This window comes from Terrabacter sp. R4-6 (genome assembly GCF_057529065.1).
Genome location: NZ_CP197224.1, coordinates 3,566,397 through 3,585,839 on the forward strand (window position 1 = coordinate 3,566,397; position 19,443 = coordinate 3,585,839).

The window sequence follows — 19,443 nt, forward strand, 5'->3', positions numbered from 1 at the left end:
TACTCGGCGTGCTGGGGACCAGGCGTACCTTGCGCGTTACGTAACTCACGAGTTACTCTTCACTCGTGAGCGGGACCTGGGAAGCACTGACCGACCCGACGCGGCGCACCATCGTCGAGCACCTCGCGCGTGAGGAGCTGACGGCCGGCGAGGTCGCGGCGCTCTTCGACGCCTCGCGGCCCGGCATCTCGAGGCACCTGCGGGTGCTGCGCGAGGCCGGCGTCGTCGAGGCCGAGGCGGCCGGCCAGCGGCGCGTCTACCGGCTGACGCCGGGCGCCCTCGACGAGGTCGAGCAGTGGTGCCGTGAGGTCCGCTCGTTCTGGGGGCAGCGCCTCGACGCCCTCGACACCGAGATCGCCCGCGGCGCGCGGGCCCGACGACAAGGACAGGGACACCGATGAGCGAGCTGACGCAGGTGCTGGGCCGGATCGAGCAAGACGGCGAGGAGGTGGCGGTCGTCTTCGACCGGCACTACGCGACGTCGCCCGACGACCTCTGGCGTGCGTGCACCGAGCCCGACCGCCTCGCGCGGTGGTTCGCCCCGGTGGTGGGTGACCTGCGACCCGGTGGCGACTTCACCATCCACTTCGACGACGCCGACACCCCGGTGTGCCGCGTCGTGGCGTGCGAGGCGCCGACCCGGCTCGTCTGGGAGTGGCTGCTCGGCGACGTGCGGTCGGTCGTCACCGCCGAGGTCATCGCCGACGGGGAGGGCGCCCGCCTGCACCTGCGGCACCAGCGGCTCACCGGCGCCCAGGCAGCGGGGTATGCCGCGGGCTGGGACACCTACGTGCGTCGCCTGGAGTCGGACGTCGCGGGTGCTGCGATGGCGGACTGGGACGCCACGTGGAGCGCCCTGCACGCGCTCTACGCCGCCATCGCCTGAGGCCCGTGGCGGCGTCGCGCTCAGTCGAGGAGCGCCGAGGCGTCCGTTGCCGGGAGCGGCATCGGCGGCGGGCCGCTGACGCTGGAACGCCACGTCGGAGACGGGCGCCCGCCGACGCTCCACGCCGGGAGCGGTGGCGGTCGCCCTGGCAGCCGGGGGCGCGCCGGTCAGCCGGGGCTGCCGGTCAGGCGGGGGTGACGACGAGGGCGACCTGGCCGCCGCCGACGCGTGTCAGCACGAGCGTCGCCTCGGACCCGCCCTTGCCCCGGCCGGTCATCTTCAGCTGCCGGCGCAGCAGGTCGGCGTCGAGCGTCACCCCGCGCTTCTTGATCGTCACCCGGTCGTGGCCGTGGTCGCGCAGCCAACGGGCGAGGCGCTTCGTCGACAGGGGCATCGCCTCGACGACCCGGAAGCGCCGCGCCCACGGCAGCTCGCGCGCGACGCCGCTCGAGACGTAGCCGACGCCCGTCGCGAGCTCGGCTCCGTCGACGGCCGCCACGAGGGCGCCCGTGAGACCGGCCCGGATGACGGCCCGGTCGGGCTCGTAGAGCCACTCGCCGATGTCGGTGACCGACCCGAGCCCGGGTCTCTGGCTGCCGTCGGCCGCGTCCTGCTCGGTGACGACGGCGGTCGAGGTCTCGGTGCACACGGCGGCGGTGCGCCCCGGGGTCGCGACGAGCGGGCCCCACCACACCGCGCACTCGAGCACCTCGCCGTGCCATGACGTCCACTGTGCCTCGGCTCCCGACGGGACCGACCCGTGCGGGAACGCGGGGGAGAGCTTGGCGCCCGTCGCCGGGACCTGCTCGGCGAAGTCGAGGACCTGGGACCACGACGGCGAGATGGCGTCGAGGGAGAAGACGCGCTTGGTGCGCCCGGTGATGTCGGCGACCCCGGTGACGCGGCGGGCCGGATCGAGCCACAGCCCGAGGTGCCGTCGGCCCTCACCCTGCGGCAGGCGAACGTCCTCCGCGAGCCCGTGCGTGACCCGCGCGGACGGCCAGTGGCGCAGGTTGACCGCGGCGATGCGGGCGGTCGTGTCGTCGGCGTCGACGGCGTGCACCGTGAGGTCGAGGCCGGCGAACGCCATCGCGTCGGCGCCCAGCCCGCAGCCGAGGTCGTAGACGTCGCGGACCCCGGCCGCGGCGTACCGGTGCGCGTGGCGTGCGGCGATCGCGAGGCGCGTCGACTGCTCGAGGCCGTCGGGGGTGAAGAGCATGCCGGCGGCGAAGTCACCGAACTTCTCGATACCGCGCGAGCGCAGCCGCGACTGGGTCATGGCGGCCGCGACGAGGTCGGCCGCGAAGCCCGCCTCGCGCAGCCGACCCTGCAGGTGCAGCGAGCCGTCCTCGTCGTAGGGAGGCAGCGACTGGAGCAGCGCCCAGCCCTCACCTGCGGAGAGGCGATCGACCATGGCGGCGTCCATGGCCTCATCCTGCCAGCGCCCGTGGGTGCGCCCGACCGGGCCGCGGCGCGCCGACGAATCTGGCACTCGACTTGACCGAGTGCTAATGACAAACCTAGATTTCATCTTGTTGGCACTCTCGACCTGAAAGTGCCAGCACCCTCCTCGAGGGAGGTCGACCCCCGCGACGGCGGCCAGCCTCGAAGAGCCCACAGTCCGTAGTCAGTTTTCCGACTGTCCCGAAGGGAAGGTCACCACCGTGTCGGTTTCCATCAAGCCGCTCGAAGACCGCATCGTCGTCAAGTCCCTCGAGGCCGAGCAGACCACTGCATCCGGCCTCGTCATCCCGGACACGGCCAAGGAGAAGCCCCAGGAGGGCGAGGTCCTCGCTGTCGGCCCCGGCCGCTTCAACGACACCGGCACCGAGCGCGTCCCGCTCGACGTCAAGGTCGGCGACAAGGTCATCTACAGCAAGTACGGCGGCACCGAGGTCAAGTACGGCGGCGAGGAGTTCCTGATCCTCTCCGCGCGCGACGTCCTCGCCATCGTCGGCTGACCCAGCCGTATGCCGTGACCGCACCCCGGTGAGCCCCGCTGGGGTCTCCCCGGGGTGCGTCTCGTTCGACCGAATCACAGCAACCGCAAAGCAACCCGAGCCAAAGGAACACCATGGCCAAGCAGCTGGAGTTCGACGACTCCGCCCGCAAGTCGCTCGAGCGCGGCGTTGACGCGCTCGCCAACGCCGTCAAGGTGACGCTCGGCCCGAAGGGCCGCAACGTCGTCATCGACAAGAAGTGGGGCGCCCCCACGATCACGAACGACGGCGTGACCATCGCCCGCGAGATCGAGCTCGAGGACCCCTACGAGAACCTCGGCGCCCAGCTCGCCAAGGAGGTCGCGACCAAGACCAACGACGTCGCCGGTGACGGCACGACGACCGCGACCGTGCTCGCCCAGGCCATGGTCAAGGAGGGCCTGCGCAACGTCGCCGCCGGCGCCGCCCCGGCCGCGCTCAAGCGCGGCATGGACAAGGCCGTCACCGCGGTCAACGACCGCCTCCTCGAGAACGCCCGCGAGGTCGACGGCAAGGACGAGATCGCCTCCGTCGCCACGCTCTCCGCCCAGGACGCCACCCTCGGTGGCCTCATCGGCGAGGCGTTCGACAAGGTCGGCAAGGACGGCGTCATCACCGTCGAGGAGTCCTCGACGACGGCGACCGAGCTCGAGTTCACCGAGGGCATGCAGTTCGACAAGGGCTACCTCTCGGCCTACTTCGTCACCGACACCGAGCGCATGGAGACCGTCCTCGAGGACGCCTACGTGCTCATCAACCAAGGCAAGATCTCCTCGGTCGCCGAGGTGCTCCCGGTCCTCGAGAAGGTCGTGCAGTCCGGCAAGCCGCTGCTCATCATCGCCGAGGACGTCGACGGCGAGGCCCTCTCGACGCTCGTCGTCAACAAGATCCGCGGCACGTTCAACGTCGCGGCCGTCAAGGCCCCCGGCTTCGGCGACCGCCGCAAGGCCATGCTCCAGGACCTCGCCATCCTCACCGGTGGCCAGGTCATCGCGCCCGAGGTCGGCCTCAGCCTCGACCAGGCCGACCTGACCGTCCTCGGCCAGGCGCGCCGCGTCGTCCTCACCAAGGACAACACGACGATCATCGACGGCGCGGGCGACGAGTCCGAGGTCTCCGGTCGCGTCCACCAGATCAAGGCCGAGATCGAGCGCACCGACTCCGACTGGGACCGCGAGAAGCTCCAGGAGCGCCTCGCCAAGCTCGCCGGCGGTGTCTGCGTCATCAAGGTCGGTGCGCACACCGAGGTCGAGCTCAAGGAGAAGAAGCACCGCATCGAGGACGCCATCTCGGCGACCCGCGCGGCCATCGAGGAGGGCATCGTCGCCGGTGGCGGCACCGCCCTCATCCACGCCGCGTCGGCCATCGACGCCCTCGAGCTGACCGGTGACGAGGCCACGGGCGCGTCCATCGTGCGCAAGGCCGTCGCCGAGCCGCTCCGCTGGATCGCCGAGAACGCCGGCCTCCAGGGCTACGTCGTCACCTCCAAGGTGGCCGAGCTGCCGATCGGCCAGGGCCTCAACGCCGCGACGGGCGAGTACGGCGACCTCATCGCCGCCGGCGTCATCGACCCGGTCAAGGTCACCCGTTCCGCGCTGCGCAACGCCGAGTCCATCGCGTCGATGATCCTCACGACCGACACGCTCGTCGTCGACAAGCCCGAGAACGAGGAGCCCGCGGCCGGCGGCCACGGCCACGGCCACGGTCACTGACCGAGCCCGCCACACGGCATACGACCGGGGTCCTGACGGGCCTCGGTCGTAGGCCGTGAAGCACCCGGCACGACAGCGAGGGCCGCTCCCCGACGGGGAGCGGCCCTCGCTGCGTCTCGACCTCCGCGACCCCGTCGTGTCTCGCGGTCCGGTCGAGCGGTTGTGTGGGTCGCCGGCGGCGTGTGCCGGCGACCGTCAGACGGTCAGGAGGCCTCCTGGATGCCGTCGTAGAGGACCTCGCGCTCGGCCTCGGTCAGCCCGCCCCAGACGCCGTACGGCTCGCGGACCTCGAGGGCGTGCGAGCGGCACTGGGCCACGACGGGGCAGGCGGCGCACACGGCCTTGGCCTGGGCGTCCCGGTTGCGACGGCGCGGGCCGCGTTCGCCCTCGGGGTGGAAGAAGACCTCGGGGCTGACGCCTCGGCAGGCCCCGTCCAGCTGCCAGTCCCAGAGGTCGGCTACCGGTCCGGGCAAGCGGGTGATCTCGGCCATGAACTCGTCTCTCGGTCGGGCGGGGGTGCCCGCCGTGTCGTACCGGCCCGCTCGGTGCGTGTGGTGGGTCGCGGGGCCGCCGAATCGACGCTAACCGGGCACGCGATCACGGATAAAGAGCGGAATCTTAAGGACTTGTTCAAGAATTGCCATCTGGATGGCATGCTCGTCCAAGGAGGTGGATCCGACCATCCGTACTCGTCCTGAGGGGCCCGTTCGCACTAGCATGGGGCCGCTCTGCGCGAGCACCGGCGGTGGCGCAGGCGAAGGCGCCGTCCGCACAGACGACAGTTCGGGGGGACGAGGACTCACATGGGTCTTGGTTGGTCCACGCACACGGGCGTAACGCCCGGCGGCGTCGGCGCGATGGAGCGGTTGGACGCTCCATCGCTTCGTGAGCTTGCAGCGCTCGCCGTGCGTGACGACAACGCACGCGACGTCCTGCTGGCGCGCGTCAGGGACATGGCCCTGCGGTACTCCCGCGTCCGCCTCGGTCGCTTCGGTGCCGAGGACACAGCCCAGGACGTCGCCCAGGAGGTGTGCATGGCCGTCGTGACCGCCCTGCCGACCTACCAGGAGCGCGGCCTGCCTTTCGAGGCGTTCGTCTACACCATCACCTCCCGCAAGCTCGCCGACGCCCAGCGCGCCGCGATGCGGGGACCCGCACCCGTCGCCGACGTGCCCGACGGCCCTGACGACGGGCCCTCGCCCGAGTCCGTCGCCGTCATGCGCGACGACGCCGCCATGGCGATGACCCTCATGCAGCAGCTGCCATCCCAGCAGCGTGAGATCCTCACGCTGCGCGTGGCCGTCGGCATGAGCACCGACGAGACCGCCGCCGCGCTCGGCATGTCCGCCGGCGCCATCCGCGTGGCCCAGCACCGGGCACTGACGAAGCTCCGCGCGATGATCGCGGAGGCCGGGGCAGGTGACGTCGCGTGAACGACCTGTCTCCCATGAGCGACCTCATCGCCGACGACCTGCTGCTCGACCGCCTCGCCGGCCGCGTCGATGCCGGGTCCGAGCCCGTCGCCGGGCTGCTCGGCGCCCTCGCGGCCCACGCCGACACCCCGCTGCCCTCGCGCACCGGACGCCGGCGGATCGCCAACAAGCACCGCTACCTCGGCGCGTTCGCGGCGCTCGCGGTCGCGGCCTCGGGTGCCGGTGTCGCGGCCGCCGTGACCCTGCCGTCCAACGGACCGAGCCAGGCCGACCGCGCCGCCATCGTCAAGAAGATGGACGAGAGCGCCCGGAGCGGCGCCCCCAGCGCGCTGCTCGCGCGCCTCGGCCTGCCCCAGACGACCGGCACCACGCAGGCCAAGGGACTCGTCCTCGCGCGCGCCGATGACGGCACGATCGTGCTGCTGCCCGCCGCTGTGGTCGCGGCCCGCGGCCGCGCGGCGGCCGCCGGCACCCACGGGATCCCCGGCGTCGCCGGGACGCCGGGTGGTGGCCCGGTCGCGAACGGCAACGGCCAGACCGGCCAGACCGGCAACGGCCAGGGCGGCGCGGGAGGCGCCGTGGTCCCCGGCGGCAAGCCGGCCGACTCCGGCGGCACCACGGCCGGGGGGAGCCAGACCGGCACCCCGCAGGCGACGAACAACGGCAAGAAGCCGGCAGCCGGCACCAAGGGCGGCAAGAAGCCCACCCCGACCCCGACGTCCACGCCGACGGCCACGACGGACGCCGTCGTCCCCCAGACGACGCTCGCCACGACCACCCCCACCGCGCCGACGACGAAGACGCGGACGACCGGGCCGGTCAAGCCGCGCCCCACCGGCGGTTCGGGCAGCTCGGGCGGTTCTGAGTCGTCCACATCCGGCGCCGCCTCGAGCGTGGAGGGCGTCGTCGACACCCTCACGGCGCCTGTCGTGCCCACCCCCTGAGGCGCGTTCGGCCGCGCCCGCGCCAGCCCGTAGAATCGGGCAATGAGCCTCGGATCGTCTGACGTGCCCGCTGCTTTCGCCACGATGGGGCTGACGTACGACGACGTCCTGCTCCTGCCGGGCTACAGCGACCTCGCCCCCAACGACATCGACACGACGACGCGCCTAACGCGCGAGCTGTCGATCCGGTCCCCGCTCATCTCCGCGGCGATGGACACCGTCACCGAGGCCCGCATGGCGATCGCGATGGCTCGCCAGGGCGGTCTCGGCGTCCTGCACCGCAACCTCTCGATCCAGGACCAGGCCTACCAGGTCGACCTCGTCAAGCGGACCCAGACCGGGATGATCTCCAACCCGATCACCATCGGTCCCGACCGCACCCTCGAGGAGCTCGACACGATCTGCGGCGAGTACCGCGTCTCGGGCCTGCCGGTCATCGGGGACGACAAGAAGCTCATCGGCATGGTGACCAACCGCGACCTGCGCTTCACGCCCGTCGCCGAGTGGGCCACGACCCTCGTGCGCGACGTCATGACGCCGATGCCGCTCATCACGGGTCCCGTCGGCATCGGTCGCGACGAGGCCACCGCGCTGCTGCGCCAGCACAAGCGCGAGCGCCTGCCGATCGTCGACTCCGAGGGCCACCTCGCCGGGCTCATCACGGTCAAGGACTTCGTCAAGGGCGAGCAGTTCCCCGACGCGAGCAACGACGCCGACGGCCGCCTCATGGTCGGTGCGGCGATCGGCTACTTCGGCGACGCGTGGGAGCGTGCGACGACGCTCATCGAGGCCGGCGTCGACGTGCTCGTCGCCGACACCGCCCACGGGCACGTGCGCCTGCTCATCGAGATGGTCGACCGGCTGAAGAGCGACCCCGCGACGAGGCACGTCCAGGTCATCGGCGGCAACGTCGCCACCCGCGAGGGCGCGCAGGCGTTCGTCGACGCCGGCGCCGACGCCGTCAAGGTGGGCGTCGGGCCGGGCTCCATCTGCACGACCCGCATCGTCACCGGCGTCGGAGCGCCGCAGATCACCGCGGTGCACGCGGCCGCCCAGGCGTGCAAGGCCGCCGGGGTGCCGGTCATCGCCGACGGCGGGCTGCAGTACTCCGGCGACATCGCCAAGGCGATCGTCGCGGGCGCCGACTCCGTCATGGTGGGCTCGCTGCTCGCCGGGTGCGAGGAGAGCCCGGGAGAGCTGATCTTCGTCAACGGCAAGCAGTTCAAGAGCTACCGCGGGATGGGCTCGCTCGGGGCGATGAGCTCGCGCGGCAAGAAGTCCTACTCCAAGGACCGCTACTTCCAGGCCGAGGTCGACTCCGACGACAAGATCGTGCCCGAGGGCATCGAGGGCCGGGTCGCCTACCGCGGGCCGCTTCAGGCCGTCGCCCACCAGATGCTCGGCGGCCTCCGCCAGTCGATGTTCTACGTCGGTGCGCGGACGATTCCCGAGCTGCAGGACAAGGGCCAGTTCGTGCGCATCACGTCGGCCTCGCTCAAGGAGAGCCACCCGCACGACATCCAGGGCATCGTCGAGGCGCCCAACTACTCGATCGGCTGACCGCCGCGCGAGGCGTCGCCCGACGCACCACCCGATGACGTATGCCGTCCCGCGGAGCCCGCGGGACGGCATACGACCGCTGCCGGCCGGGTCGGTAGGATCGGCCGGTGACCGAGATCGAGATTGGCCGAGGCAAGCGCGGACGGCGCGCCTACTCCTTCGACGACATCGCCGTCGTGCCCTCCCGGCGCACGCGCGACCCCGAGGAGGTCTCGGTGTCGTGGCAGATCGACGCCTACCACTTCGACATCCCGGTCATGGCGGCGCCGATGGACTCGGTCGTCTCGCCCGAGAGCGCGACGGTGCTCGGCAAGCTCGGTGCCCTGCCGGTCCTCGACCTCGAGGGGCTGTGGACCCGCTACGAGGACCCGACCGCGCAGCTGCGTGAGATCGCCGAGATCGAGCCCGAGGCCGCCACGGCCCGCATGCAGCAGATCTACGCCGAGCCGATCAAGCCCGAGCTCATCACCGAGCGCCTGCGCCAGCTGCGCGAGGCCGGGGTCACCGTCGCCGGCGCCCTGTCGCCGCAGCGCACGCAACAGCACTGGAAGACCGTCGTCGACGCCGGCGTCGACCTCTTCGTCATCCGCGGCACGACCGTCTCGGCCGAGCACGTCTCGGGCCGCGCCGAGCCGCTCAACCTCAAGCGCTTCATCTACGAGCTCGACGTCCCGGTCATCGTCGGCGGCGCTGCGTCCTACACGGCGGCGCTGCACCTCATGCGCACCGGTGCGGCCGGCGTCCTCGTCGGCTTCGGCGGCGGCGCGGCGCACACGACGCGCACGGCCCTCGGCATCCACGCCCCGATGGCCTCGGCCGTCGCCGACGTCGCGGCGGCGCGCCGCGACTACCTCGACGAGTCCGGCGGACGCTACGTCCACGTCATCGCCGACGGCGGCGTCGGCACGTCGGGCGACATCGTCAAGGCGGTCGCATGTGGGGCCGACGCCGTTATGCTCGGCGCGGCGCTGGCCCGGGCCACCGACGCACCGGGCGGCGGCTACCACTGGGGCCCCGAGGCGCACCACCAGCAGCTGCCGCGCGGCGAGCGCATCGCCCTCGGCACGCAGGCCTCCATCGAGGAGATCCTCTTCGGGCCCGGTCGCCAGGCCGATGGTGCGACCAACGTCATCGGCGCCCTCAAGAGGGCCATGGCCACGACCGGCTACTCCGACGTCAAGGAGTTCCAGCGCGTCGAGGTCGTCGTCTCGCCCTATCTCGGCGGCTAGGATGTCCCCGGCGCCGCCCGACACGGGGGACGAGGGTGACGCGCCCGGGGGCTGAACGACAACTCACACCGCAACAGGGGACTCTGCCTTGCCACGCCATGACCTGACTCCGCGCGCCCTGACCGACCAGGACGGCGCGCCTGTCGTCTCTCTCGTCGTCGCCGTCTACAACGTCGAGGACTACCTGCCCGAGTTCCTCGCGTCCCTCGACGCGCAGACCCTCGACCCCCAGCAGTTCGACGTCGTCTTCGTCGTCGACGGCAGCCCGGACGACTCCGAGCAGGTCATCCGCGACTGGGCCACGACGAGCGCCGTGCAATCCGAGGTCCTCGTCCAGCCCAACGGCGGCGTCAGCTCGGCCCGCAACACCGGGCTCGACCGGGCCACAGGTCAGTGGGTCACCTTCCCCGACCCCGACGACGTGCTGGACCCCGACTACCTCCTCGAGCTGCGGCGTGCCGTCGCGACCGACGGCGGCGACGAGCGCCTCTTCGCCTCGCGGCTGCTGCAGTTCTCTGTCGACACCGCCCGGCTGCTCGGGGCCCACCCGCTCGACTGGCGCTTCTCCAAGGGCCTGACGACGGTCGACCTCGCGGTCTCTCCCAAGCACATCCACCTGCACGCGGCGAGCGCCACCTTCAACCGGCGCGTCATCGAAGCGCACGGCCTGCGCTTCGTCGAGGGGCTGCACATCTTCGAGGACGCCACCTTCACGGCCCACTACCTGCTGGCGCTCGGCGCGCCGCTCGTGACCCTCGTGCCCAACGCGAAGTACCACTACCGCAAGCGCGAGGACAACTCGTCCGTCATGCAGTCGGTGTGGAGCCGACCCGACAAGTACTCGACGGTCCTCGAGAAGGGCCACCTCGCGCTGCTCACCGGATGCCCGGACGGACCGCCGATCTGGCTGCAGTACCTCGTGCTCTACGACATCCAGTGGTACCCCAGGGCCGACGAGCGCAACGTCTCCGAGACCGCGGCCGTCCCGCACGAGCTGCTCGACACGCTCCACGACCTGCTGAGGCGGATCCTGTCGCACGTGCAGGACTCGTGCTTCTTGACGTACAACTCGACCGGTGTCCCACTGCGGATCCGCTTGGCGCTGCTCGCCCTGAAGGGCAGCGCGGTCGCGCCGGACACGGTGCACGTCGTCCAGCTCGACCGCTTCCAGCGGCTGCTCAAGATCGACTACTTCACGTCCGACCCGAACCCCGTCGAGAGAGTCCGCTACGACGGCGTCATCGCCGAGCCGACTTTCGCCAAGACGACGGCACTCGTCTACTTCCGCCAGCCCTGGCTCTACCGTCGCGAGCTCTGGGTCTCGGCGCTCAACGCTGTGTCTGTCGAGGTGGACGGACGCAACGTGCCGATCGAGGTGCTCGGCCCGTTCGCGCCGATCTTCGAGACGGACCCCGCCGGACTGTGGCGACGCTTCACCAAGGCGCGCTTCCCCGTCGTCGTGCCGCGCGACCCCGAGCCGGCACTGCCCAAGGCCGACCGCGGTGACACGCAGCTGCAGGACCTCACCACGGTGCCCGTCGCCGAGGGCCTGCCCGCCATCGAGCAGCCGCCACAGACCCGACCGCGCCGTCGCCGGCGACTCAAGCGGCCGGCATACGGCAAGGTCGCCCGCAAGGGCGCCGCCTTCCTCGGCGTCGACATCCGGATCAACCGGGGCGGCATGACGCAGGCCGAGCGGGTGAGCTGGTTGCTGCGCCTTCGCTCGACGCGCGAGAAGTACCGCGACGCGTGGGTGCTCATCGACCGCGACACCATGGCGCACGACAACGCGGAGGCCTTCTACCGGTACCTGCGTGACGAGAGGCCAGACGTCAACGCGTGGTTCGTGCTGTCGCAGTCGTCATCGGACTGGGAACGCCTGGAGAAGGACGGCTTCCGGCTCGTCGACCACGGCTCGATCGAGCACGTGCTGCTCATGAAGCGGGCGAGCTACCTCATCAGCTCGCAGATCGACCGCTACATCGTCAACCCGTACTCCTCGCGGAGGTACGGCCGCGGCTCGTGGAAGTACGTCTTCCTCCAGCACGGTGTCACGCACAACGACCTGTCGCGGTGGATCAACGGCAAGCCGGTCAGCCTGCTGCTCACGGCCACCCCCAAGGAGCACGAGTCGATCGTGCGCGACGGCTCGCCCTACCGCTACTCCGACAAGGAGACGCGTCTGACCGGCTTCCCTCGCCACGACGCCCTCCAACGCAAGGCCGAGGCGGTGGCGCCCGAGCAGCGCAACCTCGTCCTTGTCATGCCGACGTGGCGTCAGGAGCTGCAGCTCCCGGCAGAGGCCGGTCACATGCGTCGGCTTCGCGAGGACTTCGCCGAGACGACCTACGTGACGCAGTGGCGCGCGTTCCTCGGCTCCGAGCGGTTGCGCCGGGCCGCCGAAGAGCGGGGTCTCGAGATCTGCTTCGCGCCGCACCCCAACTTCCAGCTGCACCTCGACGCGTTCGAGGTGCCGGACCACGTACGGGTCGTCAGGTACTCCGAGGTCGACGTCCAGGAGACGATCGCCCGCGCCCGCGTCATGGTCACCGACTACTCCTCACTCGCCTTCGAGGCGGCCTTCCTCGAAACCCCTGTCGCCTACTTCCAGTTCGACCGCGACGAGTTCTTCTCCGGCAAGCACGCATTCCGCCGGGGCGAGTTCTCCTACGAGGACGACGGATTCGGTCCGGTGCGCCACACCGTCGACGAGGCCGTCGACGCCACGGTCGACCTGGTGTCCGAGGACGGGGTCCTGCTGGCGGGCTACGCCGAGCGGCTCCGGGACGCCTTCGCGCACCGCGACGGCCGGGCGAGCGAACGAGTGTTCGCCGAGATCGCGGCCCTTCGCGACGAGCAGCTCGCCGACAGCAGGGCCTGACGCCGTTCACGACCGTGCGAGGGTCCACGAGGGCCCGCGCCCCGGTCAGGCCCACGGGCGCACCGGATAGTATTCGTCCGGCACACGCCCCTGAACGGGGTGGCGCGGTCGGGATGGCGTCAGGGGACGTCCACCGCGAGACCAGATCCACCAGAGTGCGGGAGCCATGTGGCTGCCCCGTGCGGGAAAGGCACCAGACATGACCGAGGCGACCTCCGAGCACGCGACCCCCTCGAGTCCGGGCAGGCCGTTGTTCTCGATCGTCTCGGCCGTCTACAACGTCTCGCGCTACCTCGACGAGTACATCGCCGCCATCGAGGAGCAGACCTTCGACCTCTCCCGCCTGCAGGTCGTCCTCGTCGACGACGGCTCGACGGACGACTCCCGAGCCGTCCTCGAGGAGTGGGCCGCCCGAGCCCGCTGCGAGGTCGTCGTGCTCCACCAGGAGAACGCCGGCCAGGCTGCCGCCCGCAACGCCGGCCTGGAGCGGGCCACGGGCGAGTGGGTCACGTTCATGGACCCCGACGACACCGTCAACGCGAAGTTCTTCGCCTCGATGGCCGCGTTCGCCGCCGATAACCCCGAGGTGCAGTTCCTCTCGGCCAACGTCGTGCTGCGCAACGAGGGCACGGGCGAGCTGGGCAAGCACCCGCGCTGGAAGATGTACTCCGACGACCGTCTCGTCGACCTCGACGTCGCGACGTCCTACATCCCGGGCAGCTCGACGACGTCCGTGATGCGGCGCGACGTCATCGGTGACCTCCGGTTCAACCCGGGGCTGCGCCCGAACTTCGAGGACGGCGACTTCGCCGTGCGCTACCTGCTCGGGGCACCCAGCCGCCAGACCGGCTTCATCGGGTCGGCGCGCTACTACTACCGCAAGCGGGCCGACCAGAGCTCGACGCTGCAGACCGGCATCTCGGCCGTGGGCCGCTACTCGACGGTGCCGCGCGACGGCTACCTCGGGCTGCTCCGCGAGGCGTCCGAACGCCACGGCACCGCGCCGATGTGGGTGCAGCACGTCATCCTCTACGAGCTGTCGTGGTACTTCTCGTCCGAGGACGCGATGGCCAACTCGGCGTCGGCCATCAGTGGTGACCTGGCCGCGGGCTTCCGCAAGACCCTCGGCGAGATCGCCGAGCTGCTCTCCCCGGACGTCGTCGACTCGTTCACGATCCGCAAGTTCCAGCCGCACTGGCGCGACATCCTCCAGCACGGCCTGGGCGGCCAGCCGTGGCACACCCCGTATGCCGTCACCGACAAGTACGACCGCACCAAGCGCATGGTGCGCGTGCTCTACCGCTACACCGGGGAGGCCCCCGAGGAGGGGCTGTACCTGCGGGGCGAGCTCAAGGCGCCGCGCTACGCGAAGACGCGCGCCATCGAGTTCTTCGGCGACGTGCTCATGTGGGAGCGCATCCTCTGGGTCGACGCCCGCGGCACGCTCGAGCTGCGCCTCGACGGCTCGCGCGTCGAGCTGCTCACCGGCTGGCAGGGTGTGCGCACACGGGCCCTCGGTGCGCGTGCCATCGCCAACCGGTTCCGCCGCCCGGGCCGTCGGCGCCGCGAGGCGATCGACCGTCTGCTCGTCGACCCGGTGCGCGTGCTCGCCGCCCGGTCCCAGGTGCGCAAGCAGTTCGGGGGCGCCTGGGTGCTCATGGACCGCATCCACGACGCCAACGACTCGGGCGAGATCCTCTACCGCTGGCTCCGGGACAACCGACCCGACGTCAACGCGTGGTTCGTCCTCGAGAAGGACACCCCGGACTGGAAGCGCCTCAGGGCCGAGGGCTACGGCTCGCGCCTCGTCGCGCACGGCACGCTGCGCTGGAAGCTGCTCATGATCAACGCGGCCCACCTCATCTCCTCGCACATCGACGCGCCGGTGCAGAAGCCGCCGGCCATCCTCAAGCACGTCGAGCCGAAGTGGAAGTTCACCTTCCTCCAGCACGGCGTCATCAAGGACGACCTGTCGCGGTGGCTCAACCCCAAGCAGGTGGACGTCTTCGTCACGTCGACGCCGGGGGAGTACGAGTCGATCGCCGGCGACGGCTCGCCCTACGTCTTCACCGGCAAGGAGGTGGCGCTGACCGGGCTGCCGCGCTTCGACCGGCTGCACGCCAAGGCGCAGCGCATCCAGGGTGACGCGTGCGACCTCATCCTCGTCGCGCCCACGTGGCGCAACTGGCTCGTGCCGCCGCTCAAGCCGGGCAGCCAGCGTCGGGTCATCGACTCGCACTTCTTCGAGACCGAGTACGCCAAGGCGTGGACCGCCTTCCTCAGCAGCCCCGAGCTGACCGAGCTCGCGGCCCGCACGGGTCGCACCGTGGCCTTCCTGCCGCACCCGAACATCCAGCCGGTCCTGGCCAAGATGGACCTGCCGGACTCGGTGCTGCGGCTGTCGTTCGACGGTGCCGACGTGCAGGAGTACTTCGCCCGCTCGGCCGTGCTCGTCACCGACTACTCGTCGATGGCCTTCAACGCGGCCTACATGGACCGTCCGGTCGTCTACTTCCAGTTCGACGCCGAGCGCGTCATGGCCGGTGGACACGTCGGTCGCGCGGGCTACTTCCAGTACCCGCGCGACGGCTTCGGCCCGGTCGTCGAGGACGTCGACGCCGCGGTCGCCGCGGTCGTCGACATCGCCGACAACGGGTATGCCGCCCGCCCGGAGTTCCAGGGCCGCATCGACGCGACGTTCCCGATGCGTGACGGCCAGTGCTGCGCACGGGTCACGGCAGCCATCGAGCAGCTCGACTCGCCGCGTCAGGGCGACCCGAGCCGGTCGAAGAAGGCCCGGACCGAGTCGCCGGCCGCGGCGGAGGCCTCCGCCGCAGCCCCGGCCGCGAGCGTCTGACGTCGGGCGGGCTCAGCCGGCGTCGCCGGTCGGGCCCGCCCCGTCGCCGTCCTCGTCGCCGCTGGCACTCGTCGGACGCAGCGACAGGTTGCCGTTGCGCGTCCGGTAGAGCTCGATCCCGCCGTCCAGCGCAGGCAGGGCCACGTCGGCGGGCACCTCGACCGGGCGCGGCTTGCGCGGACGGACGGGGAGCCGGGAGCGCAGCGCACCCACGACGTCGACCTTGACGTCCCACGCCGTGGTGCGAGGGGCGTCCGGGCCGGGTGTCGGGAGCCGCAGGTCCGTCTCGAAGGCGCCCCCACGGCGTACGCGTGTGGTGGACGTCGCGAGCACGTCCGCGGTGTCGCGGTCGACGAGCGTGAACGCGAGACGTGAGCGGGACCCGATGCCGTCGTCACCGTCGACGACGGTGCCGCCGAGCAGGAGGCTGTCGCCGGCCACGCGGACGTCGCGACACGTCGTCGTGCGGAGGCGCCGGCCCTTGGCGTGCTCCTTGGTGACGACTCTGGTGAGGTCGTGGTCGGCGGACGTCTCGTCCGCAGCGCGGTAGGGCCACCACCAACGGTCGGCGCGGTGCGCGAGGGGACGCTCGACGTGCTTGCGGCGGTAGGCGAACAGGCAGGCCGCGACGGCGCTCTCGGCGCTGCCGTCGACCAGCTCGCGCACGACGAGCCGGTAGGGCTGGTCCAGACCCTCACGCAGCTCGGCCGGCAGCCCGGTCAGGTAGTCCCGCACCGCGGCGAGGAAGGCTTCCCGGTAGTCGGCGTCGCGGGCGTCGAGGTCCTTGCCGTAGAGCGACAGGTCGTGGCGCACGAACTTGTCGAGCTTGGCGGCCGCGAGGTCTGGCCGCCCGGCGAGCTGGACGTCGATGGCCCGGTTGGCGGCGAGGCGGTCGTCGAAGTTGGCGATCTCGTGGCGTCTGGCGGTGATCGACTCCTCGCCCGAGACGTTGTTGACGTACCAGTGGTAGACGACCTCGTCGAGGGTCGCGATCCGTCGGGCCGTGGCCCAGAGCGCCACGGTGAAGGGCTGGTCCTCGTAGAGGATGCGCTCGGGGAAGCGGATGGAGTGCTCGTCGAGGAGGCTCCGGCGCATGACCTTCGCGACGGCGATCGTGTCCTGCCACAGGGGCGAGCCGGGTGACAGGGGCTCGACGGGACCAGCCGTGTAGTCGGTCGCCGGGAGCGGTGTGAGCCGGTCGGTCCGCTCGTTGTAGCGGGCGACCGCCCCGGCCGCGACGTCGGCGTCCTCGGCGACCGCGATCTCGACGAGCCGGCGCAGCGAACCGGCGACGTACGTGTCGTCGCTGTCGACGAAGGCCACCCAGTCGCCGCGTGCCTCGTCGATGCCGAGGTTGCGCGGCGCCCCCGGGGCCCCGTCGTTGACGCCCCGGTGCACGACGCGTACGCGGTCGTCCTCGGCGGCCAGCCGGTCGGCGACCGCGCCGGTGTCGTCGGTCGAGCCGTCGTCGACGACGAGGACCTCGACGTCCGGCCCCTCGCACGCGGCGAGGGCGGACCGCACGGCCCGCGGGAGTCGCTCGGCGTCGTTGTGGACGTTGCAGATGACGGTCAGCAGGGGAGCGGCGTGGGGCACGCAGGTTCTCTTCCGGTCGAGGAGGGTCGGCTCATCCTATGGGCGGCTCCGGGTCCACCATCAGCGCGGAATCGGTCCCCAGCAGGTTCGTGCGTTAGTTTGTCGGGGTCAATTCGCGGCTGAACGGGGGCAGCCCGTGCAGGACCACCAGTAGTTCGGAGCAGATCCCTTGGCAGCACCCGACGGAACGAGCGCAGCGGTCGTCGGCGCACCCACGGACGTCGCGGCCGAGCCTGCCTCTCCCGGGAGCGCAGCGCGCGACGAGGCCCCGGCGACGGCTGCCCCGTCCGTGCCAGCGGGTCCCCGCAAGGACATCCAGGCACTGCGTGCGGTCGCGGTGGCCCTGGTCGTGCTCTACCACTTCTGGCCCCAGCGGCTCACCGGCGGCTACGTCGGCGTCGACGTCTTCTTCGTCATCTCCGGCTTCCTCATCACGCTGCACCTGCTCGAGCGCCCGATCCGCGGGACCAAGGACCTCTTCGCCTTCTGGGCTCGCCGCGTCCGGCGCCTCATCCCGGCCGCCACCGTGGTGCTGCTGGTCACGCTCGTGGCCAGCATGGTCTGGCTGCCGCAGACCGTCCACGCCCGCGTGGCCAAGGAGGTGCTCGCGTCGGCGTTCTACGTCGAGAACTGGATGCTGGCGCTCACCTCGACCGACTACCTCGCGACCGACCAGCTGCACTCGCCCACCCAGCACTACTGGTCGCTCTCCGTCGAGGAGCAGTTCTACATCGTCTGGCCCGTGCTCATCGGCCTGGCCTACCTCGTCTCCCGGCGGTTCGGCCGGTCCTTCCGCTTCCCGCCGCTGCTCGTCATCGGCGCCGTCAGCCTCGCCTCGCTCGCCTGGTCGGCCTGGTTCACCGGCGAGGACGCGGCCCAGGCGTACTTCGTCACGACCACCCGCGTCTGGGAGCTCGGCGTCGGCGCGGCGCTCGCGGCGGCGGTCCACGCCGGCCTGCGGCCCCGTGGTGTGCTCGTGCGCTCGGCGCTCGTCTGGGGCGGTCTCGCGGCCATCCTGTGGTCGGCGGTCGCGTTCACGGGAGCGACCCCGTTCCCCGGCGTCGCTGCCCTGCTGCCCACCGTCGGAGCGGCTGCGGTCATCGCGGCGCGGTCCGACGACCTGCGGGCCGGTCCGCGCCGGCTGTGGTCCGGTCGGCCCGTGCAGTGGCTCGGCGACGTGTCCTACTCGGTCTACCTCTGGCACTGGCCCGCCATCGCCATCGCGCCGTTCGTCCTGGACGACGACAACGTCACCTGGCCCCAGAAGCTGCTCATCCTCGTCGTCGTGCTCGTGCTCTCGGCCGTGACGAAGCGGTGGGTCGAGGACGCCATGCGGTTCACGCCGAGGCTGGCACGGAGCACGCGGCGCTCGTTCGTCCTGCTGGCCGTCTGCCTCGCCGTCTCCGCGTCGGCCTCCGGCCTCGCGCTGTGGCAGACCGCCCGCGCGACGGCGGCGACCGACGCCGTCGTCATCGACTCCGACGCGGCGTGCGTCGGGGCCGACGCCCTGCGCACCGCGTCGTGCGCCGGTCGTCAGACCGAGATGCTCACCAACCCGGTGCGCGCGGCCGACGACAAGCCCGACGTCTACGCCGACGACTGCTGGAACAACCGGCCCTTCACCCGGCACAAGGTCTGCACCTACGGCCCCCGCAACGCGCCGGTGCGCGTCGCCCTCTACGGCAACTCGCACGCCGGCCAGTGGCAGCCGCCGATCGTGCGTACGGCCAAGGAGCGCGGGTGGAGGGTCGACACCTACATCGCCTCCGAGTGCTACTCGGTCGACGTCCCGATCTTCTTCCCGACGACGACGCTCGAGGACAACTGCATGGACTGGAACGCGTGGGCGCGCGGTGAGATCACGAGCGGCAAGTACGACCTCGTCGTCATGTCCGACCGCACGTTCCAGCCGCTCAAGGACGTCGCCGCGGCCGAGAAGCCGGCCGTCGCGAAGCAGGCGTACAACCGGGTCATCGACGGGTTCGTCGCGTCGGGTGCCCGCGTCCTCGCCATCCGCGACACACCGGCCGCCGCGGCGAGCGTGCCCGACTGCGTGGCCCGCTACGCCGACGACGTCGAGCGGTGCGCCACGTCGCAGAAGAAGGGCCTCGAGCCCGACCCGCTCGCCGAGGCGGCGCGGGCGCGTGCCGGCACGGCCGTCAGCCTCCTCGAGGTGACCGACCTGCTGTGCAAGGACGGCTCGTGCCCGGCGGTGCTCGGGGGTCTCATCACCTACTTCGACCACGGGCACATGACGAAGTCCTTCTCCCTCACGCTCTTCCCCGAGGTGTCGCGTGCGCTGCGCGGCGCCCTGGAGGGTGTGCCGGACGCCTGACGGCTGGCCGTGTGGCAAAGGTTACTGACGG

Annotated in this window: 14 protein-coding genes; 11 read left to right on the forward strand and 3 right to left on the reverse strand. The window is 71.4% G+C overall.

The window, feature by feature from the left end; genetic code table 11:
- Window positions 1–65: 65 nt before the first annotated feature.
- Entirely contained in the window at window positions 66–401 is a 336-nt protein-coding gene (locus ACSSS0_RS16660) for a metalloregulator ArsR/SmtB family transcription factor (protein ID WP_435986825.1), read from the forward strand.
- Window positions 398–886 (forward strand): SRPBCC family protein, encoded by a 489-nt coding sequence (locus ACSSS0_RS16665; RefSeq protein WP_487228863.1) that lies wholly within the window; start codon window positions 398–400, stop codon window positions 884–886. The genes ACSSS0_RS16660 and ACSSS0_RS16665 overlap by 4 nt, the downstream gene beginning before the upstream one ends.
- 184 nt (window positions 887–1,070) lie before the next feature.
- Here the strand turns inward: ACSSS0_RS16665 and ACSSS0_RS16670 are convergent, their stop codons facing one another.
- Window positions 1,071–2,312, reverse strand: coding sequence for a class I SAM-dependent methyltransferase (locus ACSSS0_RS16670; protein ID WP_487228864.1), 1,242 nt, complete (start codon window positions 2,310–2,312; stop codon window positions 1,071–1,073).
- 238 nt (window positions 2,313–2,550) lie between these two features.
- Between ACSSS0_RS16670 and groES the strand changes: the two genes are divergently transcribed.
- Window positions 2,551–2,847, forward strand: a complete 297-nt coding sequence (groES, locus tag ACSSS0_RS16675; RefSeq protein ID WP_020144866.1) for a co-chaperone GroES — start codon at window positions 2,551–2,553, stop codon at window positions 2,845–2,847.
- A 113-nt stretch (window positions 2,848–2,960) separates the two neighbouring features.
- A complete protein-coding gene (gene groL / locus ACSSS0_RS16680) occupies window positions 2,961–4,577 on the forward strand; it encodes a chaperonin GroEL (protein WP_435986822.1) in 1,617 nt (538 codons plus the stop codon).
- Window positions 4,578–4,780: 203 nt separating this feature from the next.
- On the opposite strand, the gene ACSSS0_RS16685 is transcribed toward groL, so the two are convergent.
- The gene (locus tag ACSSS0_RS16685) at window positions 4,781–5,068 is read right to left on the reverse strand and encodes a WhiB family transcriptional regulator (RefSeq protein WP_020144864.1); all 288 of its coding nucleotides are present in this window, start codon (window positions 5,066–5,068) and stop codon (window positions 4,781–4,783) included.
- 414 nt (window positions 5,069–5,482) lie between these two features.
- Between ACSSS0_RS16685 and ACSSS0_RS16690 the strand changes: the two genes are divergently transcribed.
- From ACSSS0_RS16690 to ACSSS0_RS16715, 6 genes are all read left to right on the forward strand, one after another.
- The gene (locus tag ACSSS0_RS16690; RefSeq protein WP_435986821.1) at window positions 5,483–6,010 is read left to right on the forward strand and encodes a sigma-70 family RNA polymerase sigma factor; all 528 of its coding nucleotides are present in this window, start codon (window positions 5,483–5,485) and stop codon (window positions 6,008–6,010) included.
- Between the two features lie 14 nt (window positions 6,011–6,024).
- On the forward strand, window positions 6,025–6,954 hold the full coding sequence (locus tag ACSSS0_RS16695) for a hypothetical protein (protein WP_487228865.1): 930 nt from the start codon (window positions 6,025–6,027) through the stop codon (window positions 6,952–6,954).
- Between the two features lie 42 nt (window positions 6,955–6,996).
- On the forward strand, window positions 6,997–8,514 hold the full coding sequence (gene guaB, locus ACSSS0_RS16700) for an IMP dehydrogenase (RefSeq protein WP_435986819.1): 1,518 nt from the start codon (window positions 6,997–6,999) through the stop codon (window positions 8,512–8,514).
- Between the two features lie 107 nt (window positions 8,515–8,621).
- Window positions 8,622–9,743 carry a GuaB3 family IMP dehydrogenase-related protein gene (locus tag ACSSS0_RS16705; protein WP_435986818.1) on the forward strand — a complete coding sequence of 374 codons (1,122 nt, stop codon included), beginning with the start codon at window positions 8,622–8,624 and terminating at the stop codon, window positions 9,741–9,743.
- Window positions 9,744–9,831: 88 nt separating this feature from the next.
- Window positions 9,832–12,624: a CDP-glycerol glycerophosphotransferase family protein gene (locus ACSSS0_RS16710; RefSeq protein WP_487228866.1), complete on the forward strand. Its 2,793-nt coding sequence runs from the start codon at window positions 9,832–9,834 to the stop codon at window positions 12,622–12,624.
- Between the two features lie 199 nt (window positions 12,625–12,823).
- Window positions 12,824–15,481, forward strand: a complete 2,658-nt coding sequence (locus tag ACSSS0_RS16715; protein WP_487228867.1) for a bifunctional glycosyltransferase/CDP-glycerol:glycerophosphate glycerophosphotransferase — start codon at window positions 12,824–12,826, stop codon at window positions 15,479–15,481.
- A 12-nt stretch (window positions 15,482–15,493) separates the two neighbouring features.
- On the opposite strand, the gene ACSSS0_RS16720 is transcribed toward ACSSS0_RS16715, so the two are convergent.
- Window positions 15,494–17,077 (reverse strand): glycosyltransferase family 2 protein, encoded by a 1,584-nt coding sequence (locus ACSSS0_RS16720; protein ID WP_487228868.1) that lies wholly within the window; start codon window positions 17,075–17,077, stop codon window positions 15,494–15,496.
- A 169-nt stretch (window positions 17,078–17,246) separates the two neighbouring features.
- Here ACSSS0_RS16720 and ACSSS0_RS16725 point away from each other — a divergent pair, with 169 nt between their 5' ends.
- Complete coding sequence (locus ACSSS0_RS16725) at window positions 17,247–19,412, forward strand: acyltransferase family protein (RefSeq protein WP_487228869.1); 2,166 nt, start codon at window positions 17,247–17,249, stop codon at window positions 19,410–19,412.
- Window positions 19,413–19,443 lie beyond the last annotated feature (31 nt).